Source organism: Chryseobacterium sp. BGA-UO-ETr-SB22 (genome assembly GCF_059567885.1).
Genome location: NZ_JCAQOV010000005.1, coordinates 2,992,415 through 3,010,563 on the forward strand (window position 1 = coordinate 2,992,415; position 18,149 = coordinate 3,010,563).

Genomic DNA, 18,149 nt, shown 5'->3' on the forward strand with positions numbered 1-18,149 from the left:
ACAAGCCTACAGACATCTAAAAGGGATCTTTTTCAAAAAAAGACATTATATTTACGGCATCCGATTGTACACGAAGGGATTTGTAACATTCTCTGATAACTAAAACTCAAATATGAAAAAACTTTTATTTACCTTATGGGTAAGCGGATTTTCTATCGCTTACTCTCAGAATCTGAATTTTTCTGATGCAAAATTTAAAGCTTTACTTTTAAGCTCAAGCACAACGAACCAGATTGCAATAGACTTTAATGGAAACTCTATTGCCATAGACAATAACGGAGATGGTGAAATCCAGCTTTCAGAAGCGCAACAGGTTAAAGTTCTGACGATCAGGTTAGATTCCGGCCAAATGTATATTGATCCTAATGGTGATACATTTGACCCGAATAACATCAACAGTACATACTACAACAGCCATCTCCCAGACGGGATTTCAGATGCTTTACTGTTTTCCAATCTCGAAGAACTTTATTTTTGGAATACCAAAACTGCAAACATCAGCTTTACAAATAATACTAAAATCAAAAAAGTTCAGGGAAGACCTTTTTATTATGACTTAACGCAGGGAGGTCAATATATGGCATCTCCTATTAATCTTTCTTTTGACAACTGTTCAGGAATTCAGAATATCGCCGATATCATCGCCTATCAAATCTCTGGTAATCAATGGCACCCTGATGAAAACAGCTTAAGAATAAAAAACTGTCAGCAAATCAACAATAATGCAGTGATTAGTTATGCTGAGCTTAAAGAATTGTATATTGAAAATTCCAATATTCAGACTCTTACATTTGATTCCTGTCAATTTCTGGAAAAGATTGTCGTTCCCAACCTGAATACTTTAACAAAAATATCAGTCACAGGAGGTTTCAACTCTTCCGGGTATTCAGAGCAGAATATTGAGCTGATCGCCAATAATTGTACAAACCTACAGGAGATTATTGCAAATACAGATCATTATGAATCAACAGGATCCTATTTCTCCAATGTAAACCTTAATGGCTGCTCTTCTTTAAATAAAATAATGGGTTTAAATGCCCCAACTATTGATTTTAGTACGGCAGGACTGATTAATCTTGAAGAATTAGACTGTTCGTTCTATAACAGGTATATATACTCCACCACATCCGGAATTTATTTCGGGAATGTAAATACACTGAACCTTGCAGGTCTTCCAAAACTTAAAACCCTGAAGGCTTTTAATCAAAAAATCACCAATAATGTAAACTTCAGCGTTGCCCAAAAATTGGAAAGTATTGACCTCACCAACTCCTGCGGATATATGAATACCGTGAATACAAGCAATCTTCCTTTCCTGCATACTTTAAAAACAGATCGTTTTGTGACTAATGGCACGCAAGGGGATAGCAATCTTCAGAATATTATTACTAAGAATTGTGTTTCGCTAACCAATTTTGAATTTAACAATAACGGAAATTTAAAGAAACTTGATTTAGAAAACTGTCCGGGGCTGCAGACTTTGTCAATTGGATATACATTCTCCAACTTAGAAGAAATCAACCTCAGCCAATGTACCGGATTTAATGATATTGCGGTAAGCAATACAAAAATATCCACTCTGGATACCAAAGACTGCACATCTCTGCAATCATTAAGTCTTTCCTACAATGACCTTCTTACTTCAGTGAATACTTCAAATAATACGAATTTAGAATCATTAACATTAGCAAATCTACCTTTGCTTACCCAGAGTAACACTTCCGATAATATTAATCTGAAGAATGTACATTTTAATACCTGTCCTCAGATTATTCAACTTGATCTTTCCACATCATCACATCTGGAATCCGCTACTTTATGGAATATGTCTAATCTCATTTCTGCTAATCTGAGAAACAGCTCTACGGAAGATTTCATTGATATTACCAATAACAACTCTAATTTATCCATTTGTGTAGATGATATCCAGCTTAATGAACTTCAGACAATATATCCTGATATCACATTTACAACAAATTGCAGTAATTCCTTCCTGAAGAGCGACAATACAGGCTTCAATATAAAACAGGTCAAAGTTTTCCCTAACCCGGTAAAAGACATCTTGCAGGTCAGCTCCGATACTCCTATAAAAAATATAAAAATTATAGATTCTCAGGGAAGAATTATTTTTGATAGAAACTTCAGCCAAGCTATTATAAACATTGATTTTTCAGCCTACCCTGCTGCTGTTTATATCATGAAAATCACCACTGATAAAACTCAGGCTACAAAAAAAATCATTAAAAAATAAATATCATCAATACAATTATTTCCATTAAAAATCATAGAAATTTCTATGATTTTTTTGGTTTATATTTGTGTTTATTGTTTAATACCAAAACTACAGATATGAAATTCGGACAAGTAGAAGACCCTTCAAAAATAGATTTCACATTACCTAAAGATCATCCTAAAACCAAAGAAATGCTGGCTCTTAATAAAAAAGGACTGGAAAACATTTCTATCGGATGTGCAAAATGGAATAAAACGGATCTTAAAGGATTTTACCCTAAAGGAACTAAAGATGAACTGACCTATTATGCCACTCAGTTTAATTCTATTGAACTGAATGCTACTTTCTACGGAATGCCCACTCCCGATCAGGTAAAAACATGGAAAGAAAAAACGCCTGAGAATTTTAAATTCTTTCCTAAAATCACGAATACAGTTTCCCATTTCAGAAGACTGATTGATGTGACTGATCCGGTGACTCATTTTGCTTCGGCAGTGATTAATTTTGATGAAAAACTGGGAATGGCTTTTCTTCAGCTTCATGACAATTTTAAGCCTAAGGATTATGACAGACTGGAAAAATTTGTAAAAGAATGGCCTAAAGAAGTTCCTTTAGCTATAGAACTCAGAAATACAGAATGGTTTACCGATGAAGAGATCCTTAATACAACCTGTGAACTCTTTGAAGCCAATAATATCACCAATATCATCGTAGATACTGCCGGAAGAAGAGATATGCTCCATATGCGCCTTACTACGCCCAATGCATTCATCCGTTATGTAGGAGCTAATGCAGAAAGTGACTATGAAAGATTGGATGACTGGTTGAAGCATCTTACAAAGTGGAAGAAAGAAGGTCTTCAGAATCTCTATTTTTTCGTACATCAGAATATTGAAAAAGCTTCTCCTCTATTATCTGCCTATTTTATCAAGAAACTGAATGAAGAATGGAAAACTGATATTCATATTCCACAAATGGCAACGGAAAGTACGGGAACTCTCTTTTAAATGACATAAAATGTACTGAATTATTCAAAAAACAGAATTTATTTCAGTATAAAAAATTAAACAGACTCTATTTTACTTTTTTTATAAATAGCAAACATCTCCTTTTCATAAAGAAAAATTTCGTATATTAGAGTATAATGTATTTCACTAAACATTATGCTTTAAAACATAAATCATGGAAAAGGAAATTTGTACAATCAGTATTGCCAGTAACTGGCTTGGTGATGAATATATTTTTTATGAAAATAACACCATAAAAAGGATATATGATCATCACAGTCTTAATTCCAATAAAACGGAATGGATTACCCCCAAAGAAATCAGTAAACAGAGTAAAGACAAACTCATCAGATCTTGTCCTGAGGAATTTAAGGAACAAATTATGCAAATCCTGGATTATCCTTAGCAAAAATAACAATGGGTAATGAGTCTTTTTATAATACTCATTACCCATTCTTTCTTATTTATTTTTCTTCAGAAGCAATACCAGATTGAGAAACAGAAGCAGGAAGTCCAGCGCAATCCAGATCCCCAGTTTTGTATTTTCATAATTATAGGCGTCTACCTGTTTTTTTGCAGCTTCAGAAAGTTTCATACTTTGATTGATGTAATTCTGTACTTCTACAATCTGATCAATATTTTTATTTGGTACGGAATGCTGGGAAAAATACACGAGATTCTTCTTTCCCAGATAGCCTACGATCCAGTATTCGTCAGATTTATCCATTTTCAGGTATTCTATCCTGTAATATTCCGGACGTATTTTACCAATATGTTTAGGCTCAAGTGTTATATTTTTATCAGTTTTATTTACATTGACCAGGTAAAAATCCAATGCCTGAGGAAGTTTATTGACAACCTGCAGTCCCACAGAATTATCTACAAATGCCACAGCACTTTTCTTGATAAACCAGTACGTAAAAACAGAGATTGAAAAAACAACTGTTACAATACGAAACAGCTTCGCCCACTTTGCCATACTTCCCGATTTTATCTTAAACAAAACCAGAGAAAGAACAGAAGCCAGAAATATTATAAAAATAATGAGTGTCATATTTTACAAAGATACTTCTTATCTCTATTTTATCTATATCTAAGGCTACATTTTTAATTTTAGCCTACAATTTAAAAAAATTTTTGAAGCTTATTTTCTTTCGCATTTACAGAGTTTAATGCATAAAAAACTATCCAGATAAATGGGTGTTTACACAACATAAGTGTAGATAATTATACTTTGGAAAATATCGATGTAAAATTTAATACCCAGAATATTCTTAATCTACATTCCATTCTTTATAAAACTGGTCGAGGAAATTCAGCATATAATCATGCCTTTCTTCGGCCATTTTTTTTCCTTTTTCAGTGTTCATCATATCCTTTAGGAGCAATAGTTTTTCGTAGAAATGATTGATTGTTGTGCCATCAGACTTTTTATATTCTTCTTTCGACATTCCCAATTTAGGTTTCATATCCGGATGGTACATCAGATTATTCTTAAAACCTCCAAAATTGAATGTTCTGGCAATTCCAATAGCTCCTATCGCATCTATACGGTCAGCATCCTGCACAATCTTAAGTTCAATAGATGGATTTACCGGTGCCTGATCTCTGTTTTTAAATGAAATATTTTCAATCACAAATAAAACCTTCAATATTGTCTCTTCAGGAACATTCTGCTCTTCAAGAAATGCTCTGGATATTTTGGGAGCAATGGTTTCATCACCATTATGAAATTTAGGATCTGCAATATCATGAAGAAGCGCAGACAATTCTACCACCTCTTTATCACAATCTTCCGTTTTTGCTATTTGAGCTGCTAGTTTCCAGACTCTTTCAATATGAAACCAGTCATGTCCTGCTTCTGCTCCTTCTAATTTTTCTTTTACAAATGCTATTGTGTTCTCAATCGTACTTTTCATTTATCTATCAGTTCATTTAAAATAATATCCCAGAGTTTGTTATTGTAACTTCTAAAAAAATTGATATGTCCAATTTCCTTCTTATCAGATTCTGAAACAGCGATCAGTCTGTAAGTGGGTTTAAGATTAGGATAAGTAGTATTCAATAAGCTTAATACGCCTCTTTCTGTCAGCCAGATATCATCTTCTGCCCGGATTACAAATACTTTTTGTGTCAAATTTTTAGAAAAGTTATCAATTTTCTCCAACAGTCTGTTGGTTGATTTCTTGTTTAAAATTAAGGTTCTCCAGTCATATGCGCAATTTTTTGGAAGACTTTCTCCCAATCCAAACCAATGTGCCGGAAAATACCCTAATAATGAAGTGGTTAAAGGCTGGGCAATTCCAAATCCCAGATAGGCTTCAATTTTTGTGGTTCCTTTAAGGTTGCCAACAAAAGCATTTTGTGTTCCTACAAAAACAAATTCTTCAAATATTTCAGAATCCTTATTCATTCCCAAAATCAGAGCACCTACAGAATGGCCTAAACAGTACTTTTTATAGTCCTTAAAGTTTGTTTTGATAAATTGAGTTAAAGCTTTGTAATCTTTTGAGCCCCACAATCTCATTGAACCATGAAATCCTCTCATTTCTTTGGGCTTAGAAAGTCCTATTCCCCTGTAATCGTAGGTGATCACCGTAAATCCCTGTTCAGAAAAATAGCTGGCAAAAGAAAAGTACACCTGCTGTTTTACGCCTGTCGCCGAATTGATCAGCAACAGTTTCCCATTACTTTTTTCAGGTTTAAAGAGATGGACAGCCAGAGAAATATGATCTTCCGTGGTCAATATTAGTTTTTCCATAGTATAAAAAGAAAAAATCCACTATAAAAGTGGACATTTTACTTATATTTTTATGTTAAGTTTCAGACTTTTGATATGTCGTAAATAGCTTTAAGAAAAGAAATCTGACATTCTTGGCAGCCCAGTCTGTGAACCTTTACCTCCGGAAACTCTTGATGAAACTTCATTTCCAAATTTCACACATTCTTCGATAGAATTTCCATGGCAAAGCGCGATAGCAAATCCTGAAGTAAATGCATCTCCCATTCCCATTTTGTAAACTTTCTCATCTTTATCGTTTCTGTAATATTTCATCTCTGTACCATCAAAGTAAATGGTTGAGTTGGTATCATCTCTTACAAAAACTTTATTGAAATATTTTTTAAGAACCTCTTCTCTTTTTTCTTCACCAAAAATGGTATATAATTCGTTGCTCTTGGCTACAATAAAATCAACCTTTTCTAAAATCTCTTCGCTGACTCTCATTGCAGGAGAAGCATACAACCCTACTTTCTTGCCATATTTTTTAGCTTTTTTAACAGTATGCTCTACCACTTCCATAGAAACCTCAAGCTGTACCAGCACAAGATCTGCCGTATTAAAATACTTCTCGGCTTCGTCTATATGTGATTTGCTTAGATATTTATTGGCTGCCGGCACTACAACAATAGCGGCATTACCATGAGAAGTCGTTACATAGGCTGTTCCTGTAGATTCTCTATCTGTTTCATGTACAAAACCTACATTTACATTTTCACTTACCAGATTTCGCATGATCTGCTGCCCAAGAGGATCCATTCCCACGCATCCTATAAAATACACACTTGCCCCCAGCCTGGCAGTACCTACCGACTGATTGGCTCCTTTACCCCCAAAATAGCTATCTGACTTAACGGCTAAAACCGTTTCGTTGGGTGAAGGTAGTTTTTCGGTTTCAAGAACCAAATCTATGGATGAGCTGCCCACAACAATAATTCGGGGTTGTTCTGATAAGAAATTCATTGTGTTTTGTATTAGCTTTAAAATTTATAACTGACAAAATCGTGTTCCAAAAATAACTAATTTTAAATTAACTTATTTCTATAAATTCAGTAATTATTTTCACAGGCAGTTGATTTTGATCATACGCTATATAACTGGCATAAAACCCTTCACCATATCCGGTTTCAAAACCAAATATCGTTCCGGGATGTTCCTTTGCAGGTTTTAGGAAGGCATACTGGTCAATAGCTCCATTTTCATCAAAAAAATACTCATGGAAAAACTCTTCATAGATTCCCATAAAATCTCCTCCTTTATTCTGGTATAATCTCTGTTCAAGCTCGTTGAGACTGTTTTGAGTATCAACATCCATAAAACATCCCATCCCACTTTCTACGGGGTAACCAAAGATTTCTTCTTTTGCCAGTTCCTTTATATTCTGTCCTGCTGTGGTTGCCAGTTTCCATTCTTTAATTTCAGAATTATTGAATATAATTTCGGCATAAGCCACACAGTTACTATTTCTTTCTTTGTGCACAATCACAGAAAAATCTCCCTTCGGAAACTCTGTGGTAAAAGGAAGCATATCATTGGTGATCAGTGGATCGCAGGCAACCAGCTTTCCACTGGAAAGATAAATCTTCCCTGCTTCAAAACTTTCCAGCAACGGATTTTCTACAAAATCCTTCGAGAATAGTTTTTTTATGTTTTCTATATGTGTCATTTTATTTATTCTTTAAACCATCAGGCTGGATACAATTTTTCATCTGTATCCAGCCTGAGATTTTTGACAAAATTTATTGTCTATGTTTTACAAACTTTTCAGTTTCTCTTCAAGGATAAAAATATCTATACTTTTTACCAACTACTTGTTTCATCAAATATTTTAAATAATCCTTCTCTATATGGTTGCTTTAGCTGCTTTATTCTGCTTTCCAAAACTTCCCAGCTTTCTTCTGAATATGATTCCAAAACAGCATTCAATTCCTCTTTATTATTATTAACATAATTTACAGGAACTGGAAAAAAGTCATTCCAGTGGGGGTTTTCTTCAGAATTTTCATAAAGAGCAACTGTTCCTATCCTATCATTGAGTTTTCCTTTTCCTTTATAAGGCAAAACCTTTATGACAGGAAACTCACCTCCAAAACCTTTGGATAGATTGGTAGTGACAGCAATCATCTTAGGTTTTTCAGAAATCACTATTGCTCCGTTAGAATCTCCATATTTAAAATGTTCTTTTTGTCTTCTCCAATAAAAAATATTTACCAGTAAAAGAATAATGAAAGCAAATCCTCCCCATAGCCATGAAACATCCCATGCAAAAGCTAATGAAAACAATAAAGCAATTAACAAATAAATAGGTTTATAAATGTATTTTATCAATACAAATGGCATTACTCTAACTCTTCCAGGATTTGAAGCAACCGTTCTACTATCTAATGTTAAAATATCCCTATTGTCATCCATATTTTAAGGAGTATTAAATATTTTACAAACTTTTCAGTTTCTCTTCAAGGATCGCAATCTTATCCTGAGCATCTTTCTGCTTCTTACGCTCCCCATCTACAACTTCAGGTTTAGCATTGGCAACAAACTTCTCGTTGGAAAGTTTCTTGTCTACTGAAATTAAGAATCCTTTTAAATATTTCAGTTCTTCTTCAGTTTTTACTTTTTCTTCTCCTAAATCTAAGTTTTCACTTAAAGGAATAGAAATTTCAGTTGCTCCTACCAGGAAGGTAAAGCTTGGCTTATCTGTTTTCTGACCAAAATGGATTTCAGAAATATTAGCCAATTTTCTTACTACTGCTTCATTTGCAAATTCAGACGCGTTAGTATATACCTCAGCGGCTTCTCTTGGTGAAATTCCTTTTGTCTGACGGTAATTTCTAACTCCAGAGATCAATTCTTTAGCAGTTTCAAAGTTTTTAATAACTTCTTCACTATAGTCAGCTGCATTTTTCTGTTGAGCAATAACAAGAGCCTCTTCCTGATTTCTGTCTGAAATCAAATGCCAGATCTCTTCTGACTGGAAAGGCATGAACGGATGAAGCAGTTTCATTAATTCTTCAAAGAATATAATGGTTCTGTCATACACTTCCTTAGAAATTCCATCTCCATAATTTGGTTTAATTGCTTCAAGATACCATCCACAAAAATCATCCCAAATTAATTTATAAATCAGATGAAGCGCGTCAGAAATTCTGAATTTCTCAAACTGATCATTAATTTCAACGATTGTTTTGTTAAGTTTATTTTCAAACCATTCAATCGCCTGAAGATCTGTAGCGATAGCAGGTTTATCTTCATGGTTCCACATATTGATTAGACGGAATGCACTCCAGATTTTAGTCATGAAGTTTCTTCCCTGAAGCATTAAGTCTTCATCAAAAAGAAGGTCATTTCCAGCTGCAGAACTCAATAGAATTCCCACACGTACTCCATCGGCACCGTATTTTTCCATTAATTCAATAGGATCCGGAGAGTTTCCTAAAGATTTAGACATTTTTCTTCTTTGCTTATCTCTTACAATTCCTGTAAAATAAACATTTTTGAACGGAACTTCTTTTTTGTATTCCAGTCCGGACATGATCATTCTTGCTACCCAGAAGAAAATAATATCAGGGGCAGTTACCAGATCAGAAGTTGGATAATAATACTTGATATCTTTATTTTCAGGATCTAAAAGCCCTTCAAATACTGACATTGGCCATAACCACGCAGAGAACCAAGTATCTAATGTATCCTGATCTTGTCTTAAACTTTCAAGAGTAAGTTCCTGATTTCCGGCCTTCTGTTTTGCTAATTCTAAAGCTTCTTCAGCGGTTTCAGCTACTACAAAATCTTCATCTCCAGTTCCGTAGTAAAAAGCAGGAATCTGCTGTCCCCACCATAGCTGACGGGAAATATTCCAGTCACGGATGTTTTCCATCCAGTGTTTGTAGGTATTTTTAAATTTCTCAGGATAGAATTTTACTTCATCATCCATTACCACATCTAAAGCAGGCTTAGCCAGTTCAGACATTTTAAGGAACCACTGTACTGAAATTTTAGGTTCAATTACAGCACCTGTTCTTTCAGAAGTTCCTACTTTATTTACATAGTCTTCAGCTTTCAGCAAAAGATCTTTTTCTTCCAGTTCTTTTGCAATCTGCTTTCTTACATCAAATCTGTTTTTCCCAGCATAATGTAAACCGTGCTCATTAAGGTTTCCATCGTCATCCAGAGCATCAATCATTTTCAGCTGATGTTTCTGTCCTATTTCGTAGTCATTCACATCATGTGCTGGTGTAATTTTCAGGGCTCCAGTTCCAAATTCAATATCAACATATTCGTCTTCAATGATTGGAACTACTCTGTTTACAATCGGTACAATTACACTTTTACCTTTTAAGTGAGCATATCTTTCATCATTAGGATTGATACATACGGCAGTATCCCCAAAAATGGTTTCAGGACGTGTAGTAGCAACTGAAAGGAACTCTTCTGAGCCTTCAATTTTATATTTAAGGAAATATAGTTTTCCGTTCTGTTCTTTGAATATTACTTCTTCATCAGAAATATTGGTCTTTGCTTCAGGATCCCAGTTGACCATTCTGTGCCCTCTGTAGATCTTCCCTTTATTATATAGGTCTACGAAACTTATGATAACCTGCTGTGAAAGGTTATCTTCCATTGTAAAACGGGTTCTGTCCCAATCACAAGAACATCCCAGTTTTTTCAGCTGCTCAAGGATTGTTCCTCCATATTTGTGAGTCCATTCCCAGGCATGTTTTAGGAATTCTTCACGGGTAAGATCTGACTTATTGATTCCTTCAGACTTCAATTTAGCAACAACTTTAGCTTCGGTAGCAATTGAAGCGTGATCTGTTCCCGGAATCCAACAAGCATTAAACCCGCGCATTCTTGCACGACGGACCAGAACATCTTGAATGGTATTGTTCAACATATGTCCCATGTGTAATATCCCCGTTACATTTGGCGGAGGAATGACCACGGTATATGGTGGTTTGTCATTAGGTTCTGAGTGGAAATATTTGTTTTCCAGCCAGTAATTGTACCATTTCTGTTCTGTTTCCTGTGGATTGTACTTTTCTGAAATCTGCATAAATTCTATTTCTTTGGCTTGCAATTTGCAAAAATAGTCTAAAGAAAAAAATTTTTAAGCATGAATTAAAATAATTTTTAACTTTGTTTCACAAAATTTATCTAACAAACGTATTAACATTCAAGAATATGAAAAAACTAATTGCAGGAATTGCATTATTGGGGACATTTGCAATTGCATCTGCACAAACGATTACATTTGATAAAACAACTTTCGATTACGGTACTATTAAGCCTAATGCTGACGGTACTAGATTCTTTACTGTAACGAATTCAGGTGATAAGCCTTTGATTCTTTCAAACGTAAAGCCTTCTTGTGGATGTACAACTCCTGAATTCAGCCAAGATCCTATCATGCCGGGTAAATCCGCTAAGATCAAGGTTGGATACAACACTGCTATTCCTGGAGGTTTCAACAAAATGATTGAGGTTTTCTCTAACGACCCTGCAAACAGCAGAAGTGTAATCTACATTAAAGGTAACGTAGACGCTAATGCTCCTGCTCCTGTTGCTGAAGCAAAAGTATTGACTCCTGCTGAGCAGAAAGAAGCTGCTAAAGCTGAGAAAAAAGCTGCTAAACTAGCTAAAAAGGCTGCTGCGAAGTAATCTCTACTCAAAAAAATAAAGAAACCGTCTCCATAGAGGCGGTTTTTTTATTACATTTATGTTTGCTTAGGTGGCATGGCAGGTAGCGGATAATAGGTAATAGGTGGCAGAAAAATAGCATTGGATTTATAAAACATATTATTTAGATTTTGGCTGAAGCCTTTGGATTTATTTTTCTTTAAAGAGGCTGGGCTAAAGCCCACCCCTATTGAATGTTAATTAACAACATCTTTTAATCTTTTAATCTTTTAATCTTTTAATCTTTTAATCTTTTAATCTTTTAATCTTTTAATCTTAAAACTATATGGACACCAATTTCTCAGATGACTTTAAGGTAAATGGAAAATTTTCAATAAAAAAAGCTTCAACATCTTATAAAGGAAAGCTCACCAAAGAAGAGGGAGAGCAAATGCTGATTCAGGAGAAAGAAAAGCTCCGTGAACTGCAGGAAAAATTATATGCTGATGGAAGCCAGTCTCTCCTGGTTGTTTTACAGGCTATGGATGCTGCGGGAAAAGACAGTATGATAGAACATGTTTTCGGAGGGGTAAACCCTCAGGGATGTAATGTGACCAGTTTTAAAACACCAAGTTCTAAAGAATATTCTCACGATTTTTTATGGAGACATTATCTCGCATTGCCACAGAAAGGGATGATCGGGATTTTCAACCGATCCCATTATGAGAGTGTCCTGGTTTGTAAAGTACATCCTGAATATAATTTAAGTGAAAAAACCTGGTCTTCGGTAAAAGATTTTGACAATACATTCTGGGAAAACAGATATGAAAGTATCCGAAATTTTGAAAAACACCTTTCACAAAACGGAACAACCGTTGTAAAGATCTTTTTACATGTTTCTAAGGATGAACAGAAAAAAAGACTTCTGGACAGAATCAATGAGCAGGAAAAAAACTGGAAATTTTCTGCGGGAGATCTTCCGGAAAGAGCATTATTCGATCAGTATATGGAGGCTTATGAAACAGCCATCAATGAAACATCTAAAGATCACGCTCCCTGGTATGTACTTCCTGCCGACAGCAAATGGTTTGCACGAGTAGCTGCTATCCAGATCATTATTGATACCCTTGAGAAAATGAATCTCAAATATCCTACACTTTCTGATAAAGACACGAAAGATCTTCAGCTGGCCAAAAAACAATTAATGGAAGAATAACCAGTCATGGTTTATTTCAAAACCGATTTGCTGTAAATATAATTAAAGACCTTTGAATGTAATTTTTCAAAGGTTTTTTTCCACGTAAATTGTCCGGTTATTTTTATTCTATTTTCATTTTCCGATAGTAGGAATGGGACAATTTCCTTTGGAATGCGCCAGAAAACGTCGGGTGGATTTTGTCTGAAAATATTGATGTAAAGTTTTAATGTTTCCAGATACCAGTCCTGATGTTTATGATAATCATTAATTCCGCCTACATTTGGGAAATGATGCAGTTCTCTTTCCAGAATCTTTGGGCAAAATTCTTTCCAATACTCGGTGGTATAGAGCAAATGCATATGCCATACTTTATCTACTACAATTGATGGGGAAGCTCCGTTTTTTGAGATACAGCATAAATAAACAAACTTTTTATATTCTTCAATAGCAAGCAGACAGAATCTTCTCGTCCACCCTTCAGTCTGAGCCAGTTTTCTGGAAAATGGAATAATGACATCAGCATGATCAATCTGATATGCAGAAATCCTTTTCCACAAAGGATTTTGTTCATAATCTAACTGTGTGCTATCCAATAAAACGGAAGTAAATTCTGGTTTCATAATGTCAAAATTTAATCGGTTACTCTAATTCTTAATAAAAATTCATCAACCTCCACATCCACATGATGGAGGAGCGTTATAAGTATATATTTCTTTTTTGTAATGACCTTGAAGTAATTTTGCAAAATCATCTCTGGTCATATCCGTATAAACATCTGTATCAGCTAAATGTAATTGAAAATCTTTTTCCGGATGCATATCTACTGTCACTGAAAGAACGGCATCAATAATCTGAATTTCAGAAATTTCGTCCCAGATCAATTGCTTTTTTGTCTTATGGTTAAAAATTCCTGTTGTGGTGATGGATAGTATTTCAACCGCTTCTTGTTCTGGCCTTCTTTGCTCCGTAATGCATCTGATTAAGATTTTTACTGAGGTATAAAAGAAGACGGATATCAGTACAAGTACAATAATGGACATTAAAAAATTAAAGAAATTACGGCTTGTCAGCAAAAGATAAGTCATTATGCAAAGAGCGGCCAATAGAGCAATTGATATCAGCAGAAAGAAAATAATCGGCGGGTATCCCGGCTTTCTTTCTATGGATTTATATAAAGTGATTTCAGTTTTCATTCTGAATGTTAATATAATAAAATTAACAACCGCAACCGCAGGATACTGGCGTTGTATAGGTATAAATTTCTTTTTTATAATGATGCTTTAATAGCTTTTCAAAATCCTCCTGCTTCATTTGCTTCTGAAGATCCGTATTGAAAAGGCTGAATTTAAAATCTTTTTGGGGATCAAAATCTACAGTTACGGACAATATTGAATCTATAATCTGTATTTCAGAAATATACTCCCATTCGGCTTTTTTGTTTTCCGGATAATAAGTTATTCCTTCTTTTGAAATGTTTACAACAGGATATATAACCGGGCGTTTTCTTTGCTTTCTTACCAGATAAAGGAAATGTTTTATGAGCAAATAATGTAAAAACATCACCCCGACCCATATTATTTTATTAAGAATCTTTATCAGTACAATATTGGTAATATTACTTAAAAAATAAACCAGACATTGATCAATTGCCCAAAATAGACCGTATATAAAGGCAATATAGAGTAGAATAAGAATATATCCAGGTTTTTCTTCAGGAACTGAATGTAATGTAATTGCTGTTCTCATGTGGATTTGTTTGTACAAATTTGTGATAACAGAAAAATATAAAAGTCGTCCTTTTATCTCATTTGGTTTCATACAAGTCTTATATTAGACTTATAAAAACCAATACTCTTTCCCATCTAACTATGAAGATAGGTATGATTCAGGAATAAAATTTGAGGAAGATTATATTGTAAAAAAAAAACGAGAAAATCTATAAGCCGGATTTTGTACTTCCGAAGAAGTGCCTGTTATTTATCTACGTGATACATTGCTGCAGCACTTGAGCTGATTACCCCTCGGCTTTCAGGACGAGCCGCCCCTATTTCCATTACTGAAAAGAACCGATATACTTACCATTGCACCGCAAAGAGTTTACCTGGTTTCACTACAGCCGAACTGTACTTGCTTTCTGTTGCACTTGTCCTACCCTCACGGGTGACGGATGTTATCCGCTTTGCTGCTCTATGGTGTCCGGACTTTCCTACCTCCCGTAAAACGGGAAATCAACAAGCCGATTTTCTCGCGGTTGCAAAGATACATAAATTTCGCAAAGAATGCTGAGAAAGCTAAGGCAGCAGAGAAATCTAATGCGTTAATTCACTTTTTATATTTTTGCATTTTTATGATTTTACATTATAATTTCCAACAATTACCACTTTATTATTATCTTCGTGCCATTATATATCTATGGATTCCAGAGAAAAAGAATTTGCGCAGCTTATCAAGGATAATCAGGGTCTGATTATCAAAGTATCGCGCCTGTATACCAATTCTCTGGAAGATGAAGAGGATCTTTTCCAGGAAATTGTGTTACAGCTTTGGAGAAGTTATGATTCCTTTAAAGGAAATTCCAAGATTTCCACATGGATGTACCGTGTAGCACTCAATACAGCCATTACTCTCTTTAGAAAAAAAAGCAAAAGTCTTCCTACGAATGAGCTGGACATCAACCATAAGGATTTTGTGGAAGATGACGATGAAAAACAGCAGCAGGTATCACTTTTGTATACTGTAATCAAAACTCTTCCTAATGTAGAACGAGCCATTGTCATGATGTATCTTGACGATCTGCCTTACAAGGATATTGCAGAAAACCTCGGTATCACTGAAGTCAATGCACGTGTGAAAATGAACAGATTAAAGAAAACCCTTAAAGAACAGATGGAAAAATATGCCTGAATTTGATTTAGATAGTTTAAAAAAAACATGGCAGGAACAACCTGTCCAGCCTAAATATGACAGCAAGGAGATTCTCCAGATGTTGAATAGAAAATCACGTAATTATATAAAGTATATTTTCTGGATCAGTGTTATAGAATTTTTGTTCTTTTCTGTGTTAGGACTGTTCTACCTTTTCCAGGAAGAAGAATCAGACAGTTTCCGTAAGATGCTGGAGAGATTAGGCGCCCAGGAAGCTCCAGAAGTAGAAAACAACTTCGGTCATGCTTATTTAGCTATAAAGGTCTTAAGCTTACTGATAACAGCATATTTTGTATTGAAATTCTACCAGAATTACAGAAGAATCAAGATTGAAGAAAATCTGAAGGGGCTTATCACCAGAATCATTAAATTCAAAACAACGGTCAATGCTTTTATTCTGATCAGTATTGTAATATTGTTGGTATTCACGTTTGTATTAACGGCTTTTATATTTTACACTTTAAATTCTCAGAATATACAGCCTAGCAGCTCCAATCTTACGATTATTATAGCAGGAATTGTTGTCAGCACTTTATTGGGCATATCTATGATCTGGCTTTATTACAGGCTGGTATATGGTACGATTATTAAAAAGCTTGATAAAAATCTGAAGCAGCTTAGAGAAATAGATTCTCAGGAAAGTTAATATACATAGGCATAGTTCGGGATATAATTATTAATTTTAGCCCACCAAATCTTAAACTATGCCCTTATCTTATGTGTATGGAACTTCTGAGGTTTCATTATTAGGACAGACCATCGGAGCCAATCTTAAAAGTACTGTCGAAAAACACCCCCATCAGGAAGCATTAGTCTGTGTTCATCAGAATTACAGAGCTACTTATCAGGAATTTTACAATCAGACAACAGCTGTTGCAAAAGCTCTACTGCTTTTGGGAGCAAAAGCTGGTGACAGAATCGGAATCTGGTCTTCCAACCGGTATGAATGGGTTCTTTTGCAGTATGCCACTGCAAGAATAGGAACTATTTTAGTCAATATCAATCCGGCCTACAGAACTCATGAACTGACGTATGTTCTTAATCAGTCTGAAGTTCGTTTCATCTTTTCTTCTTTAAGTTTTAAAAGCAGCAACTATAAAGAAATGGTTGAGTATGCCAAAGAAGTATGCCCTACCCTTGAGCATGAGATATTCTTTGATGAAAACTGGGAAGAATTTGTCAATAACGGCCAGGATATTTCGGATGAAGTTCTTCACAGTTTTGAAGAGCATGTACAGTTTGATGATCCTGTTAATATTCAATATACTTCAGGAACTACAGGTTTCCCGAAAGGTGTTACACTTTCTCATCATAATATTCTCAACAACGGTTATTTTATCGGAATAAGATTAAAATATACGGAGAAAGACCGTGTCTGTATTCCCGTTCCTTTTTATCATTGCTTTGGTATGGTTATCGGAAATATATGCTGCACAGCTCACGGAGCCTGTATGGTAATTCCCAACGACAGCTTTGATCCGGAAATTACTTTAAAAGCCGTTTCCGATGAAAAATGTACTTCTTTGTATGGTGTTCCTACCATGTTTATTGCCGAACTGGCAGTAAAGGATTTTGACAAGTATGATTTCTCAGGCCTAAGAACAGGTGTCATGGCCGGATCTGTATGCCCTCCGGAGATTATGAAAAAGGTCGAGAGCCTGATGAATATTAAAGAAATGAGCATCTGCTATGGAATGACGGAAACTTCACCCGTATCTACCCAGACTTTAATAGGAACACCACTGCAGAAGCAGGTCAGTACTGTGGGAACTGTTCAGGATCATCTTGAAATAAAAATTATTGATGAAAATGGCAGAACTCTGAAGCGAGGGGAACATGGCGAACTTTGTACAAGAGGCTATTCTGTCATGCTGAAATACTGGAATGACCCCAAAAACACTAAAAAAGTACTGGATGATGCCCGCTGGATGCACACCGGAGATATGGCAGTAATGGACAAAGACGGATATATTACCATATCAGGAAGAATAAAAGACCTCATCATCCGCGGTGGAGAAAATATTTCGCCTAAGGAAATTGAAGATTTTTTATATACTTATACCAACATCCTGGATGTTCAGATCATTGGAGTTCCGAGTGAAAGATTCGGGGAGGAAGTGATGGCCTGGGTAAAAGTGAGAAAAGGTTTTACCATCACTGCTGAAGAACTGCAGGAATACTGCAAAGGAAGAATCGCCCACTATAAAGTACCGAAATACTGGAAATTTGTAGATGAATTCCCAATGACCATTTCCGGAAAAATAAGAAAGGTAGAAATGCGGGAAATCTCCATGAAAGAGCTTGAATTAGGCAGTTTTAAAGATTGAGCCTGTCTAAATTCACATTGATAAATTTGACCACAAAAGGCACAAAAGTTTTATAAAAATGTTTGAT

At 35.1% G+C, this 18,149-nt stretch carries 18 protein-coding genes and 1 other RNA gene; 8 read left to right on the forward strand and 11 right to left on the reverse strand.

The window, feature by feature from the left end; translation table 11 throughout:
• Positions 1–112 precede the first annotated feature (112 nt).
• The 3 genes from AC57AW_RS20905 (at position 113) to AC57AW_RS20915 (ending at position 3,646) form a co-directional block, all read left to right on the forward strand.
• Positions 113–2,251: a T9SS type A sorting domain-containing protein gene (locus AC57AW_RS20905; RefSeq protein WP_496353431.1), complete on the forward strand. Its 2,139-nt coding sequence runs from the start codon at positions 113–115 to the stop codon at positions 2,249–2,251.
• Positions 2,252–2,349: 98 nt separating this feature from the next.
• A complete protein-coding gene (locus AC57AW_RS20910; protein ID WP_496353432.1) occupies positions 2,350–3,240 on the forward strand; it encodes a DUF72 domain-containing protein in 891 nt (296 codons plus the stop codon).
• 175 nt (positions 3,241–3,415) lie between these two features.
• Positions 3,416–3,646, forward strand: coding sequence for a hypothetical protein (locus tag AC57AW_RS20915; protein ID WP_496353433.1), 231 nt, complete (start codon positions 3,416–3,418; stop codon positions 3,644–3,646).
• A gap of 54 nt (positions 3,647–3,700) precedes the next feature.
• Here the strand turns inward: AC57AW_RS20915 and AC57AW_RS20920 are convergent, their stop codons facing one another.
• From AC57AW_RS20920 to AC57AW_RS20950, 7 genes are all read right to left on the reverse strand, one after another.
• Positions 3,701–4,294 carry a hypothetical protein gene (locus tag AC57AW_RS20920; RefSeq protein ID WP_318846771.1) on the reverse strand — a complete coding sequence of 198 codons (594 nt, stop codon included), beginning with the start codon at positions 4,292–4,294 and terminating at the stop codon, positions 3,701–3,703.
• 220 nt (positions 4,295–4,514) lie between these two features.
• Positions 4,515–5,159, reverse strand: coding sequence for an HD domain-containing protein (locus tag AC57AW_RS20925; protein WP_496353434.1), 645 nt, complete (start codon positions 5,157–5,159; stop codon positions 4,515–4,517).
• Positions 5,156–6,001, reverse strand: a complete 846-nt coding sequence (locus AC57AW_RS20930; RefSeq protein ID WP_496353435.1) for an alpha/beta hydrolase family protein — start codon at positions 5,999–6,001, stop codon at positions 5,156–5,158. Before AC57AW_RS20930 ends, AC57AW_RS20925 begins: the two co-directional genes overlap by 4 nt.
• 90 nt (positions 6,002–6,091) lie before the next feature.
• Entirely contained in the window at positions 6,092–6,982 is an 891-nt protein-coding gene (locus AC57AW_RS20935; protein ID WP_318846767.1) for a ribokinase, read from the reverse strand.
• 67 nt (positions 6,983–7,049) lie between these two features.
• A complete protein-coding gene (locus tag AC57AW_RS20940; RefSeq protein WP_496353436.1) occupies positions 7,050–7,685 on the reverse strand; it encodes a DUF4241 domain-containing protein in 636 nt (211 codons plus the stop codon).
• A gap of 134 nt (positions 7,686–7,819) precedes the next feature.
• Positions 7,820–8,431 (reverse strand): DUF3239 domain-containing protein, encoded by a 612-nt coding sequence (locus AC57AW_RS20945; protein WP_496353437.1) that lies wholly within the window; start codon positions 8,429–8,431, stop codon positions 7,820–7,822.
• A 22-nt stretch (positions 8,432–8,453) separates the two neighbouring features.
• Positions 8,454–11,069 carry a valine--tRNA ligase gene (locus AC57AW_RS20950; RefSeq protein WP_496353438.1) on the reverse strand — a complete coding sequence of 872 codons (2,616 nt, stop codon included), beginning with the start codon at positions 11,067–11,069 and terminating at the stop codon, positions 8,454–8,456.
• Between the two features lie 128 nt (positions 11,070–11,197).
• Here AC57AW_RS20950 and AC57AW_RS20955 point away from each other — a divergent pair, with 128 nt between their 5' ends.
• Positions 11,198–11,674 carry a DUF1573 domain-containing protein gene (locus AC57AW_RS20955; protein ID WP_318846764.1) on the forward strand — a complete coding sequence of 159 codons (477 nt, stop codon included), beginning with the start codon at positions 11,198–11,200 and terminating at the stop codon, positions 11,672–11,674.
• 304 nt (positions 11,675–11,978) lie between these two features.
• Complete coding sequence (locus AC57AW_RS20960; RefSeq protein ID WP_496353439.1) at positions 11,979–12,848, forward strand: polyphosphate kinase 2 family protein; 870 nt, start codon at positions 11,979–11,981, stop codon at positions 12,846–12,848.
• Positions 12,849–12,859: 11 nt separating this feature from the next.
• On the opposite strand, the gene AC57AW_RS20965 is transcribed toward AC57AW_RS20960, so the two are convergent.
• The 4 genes from AC57AW_RS20965 to rnpB form a co-directional block, all read right to left on the reverse strand.
• Positions 12,860–13,450: a glycine-rich domain-containing protein gene (locus AC57AW_RS20965; RefSeq protein WP_496353440.1), complete on the reverse strand. Its 591-nt coding sequence runs from the start codon at positions 13,448–13,450 to the stop codon at positions 12,860–12,862.
• 45 nt (positions 13,451–13,495) lie between these two features.
• Entirely contained in the window at positions 13,496–14,023 is a 528-nt protein-coding gene (locus AC57AW_RS20970) for a hypothetical protein (RefSeq protein WP_496353441.1), read from the reverse strand.
• Between the two features lie 22 nt (positions 14,024–14,045).
• The gene (locus AC57AW_RS20975; protein ID WP_496353442.1) at positions 14,046–14,576 is read right to left on the reverse strand and encodes a cysteine hydrolase family protein; all 531 of its coding nucleotides are present in this window, start codon (positions 14,574–14,576) and stop codon (positions 14,046–14,048) included.
• 177 nt (positions 14,577–14,753) lie between these two features.
• Positions 14,754–15,078: RNase P RNA component class A (rnpB, locus tag AC57AW_RS20980), an RNA gene on the reverse strand.
• A 164-nt stretch (positions 15,079–15,242) separates the two neighbouring features.
• On the opposite strand from rnpB, the gene AC57AW_RS20985 reads away from it, so the two are divergent.
• From AC57AW_RS20985 to AC57AW_RS20995, 3 genes are read left to right on the forward strand one after another with little or no spacing between them, the layout of a single operon-like run.
• Positions 15,243–15,734: an RNA polymerase sigma factor gene (locus AC57AW_RS20985; protein WP_062673949.1), complete on the forward strand. Its 492-nt coding sequence runs from the start codon at positions 15,243–15,245 to the stop codon at positions 15,732–15,734.
• Complete coding sequence (locus AC57AW_RS20990; RefSeq protein WP_496353443.1) at positions 15,727–16,401, forward strand: DUF8845 family protein; 675 nt, start codon at positions 15,727–15,729, stop codon at positions 16,399–16,401. Before AC57AW_RS20985 ends, AC57AW_RS20990 begins: the two co-directional genes overlap by 8 nt.
• Positions 16,402–16,459: 58 nt before the next feature.
• A complete protein-coding gene (locus tag AC57AW_RS20995; RefSeq protein ID WP_496353444.1) occupies positions 16,460–18,082 on the forward strand; it encodes an AMP-binding protein in 1,623 nt (540 codons plus the stop codon).
• Positions 18,083–18,149 lie beyond the last annotated feature (67 nt).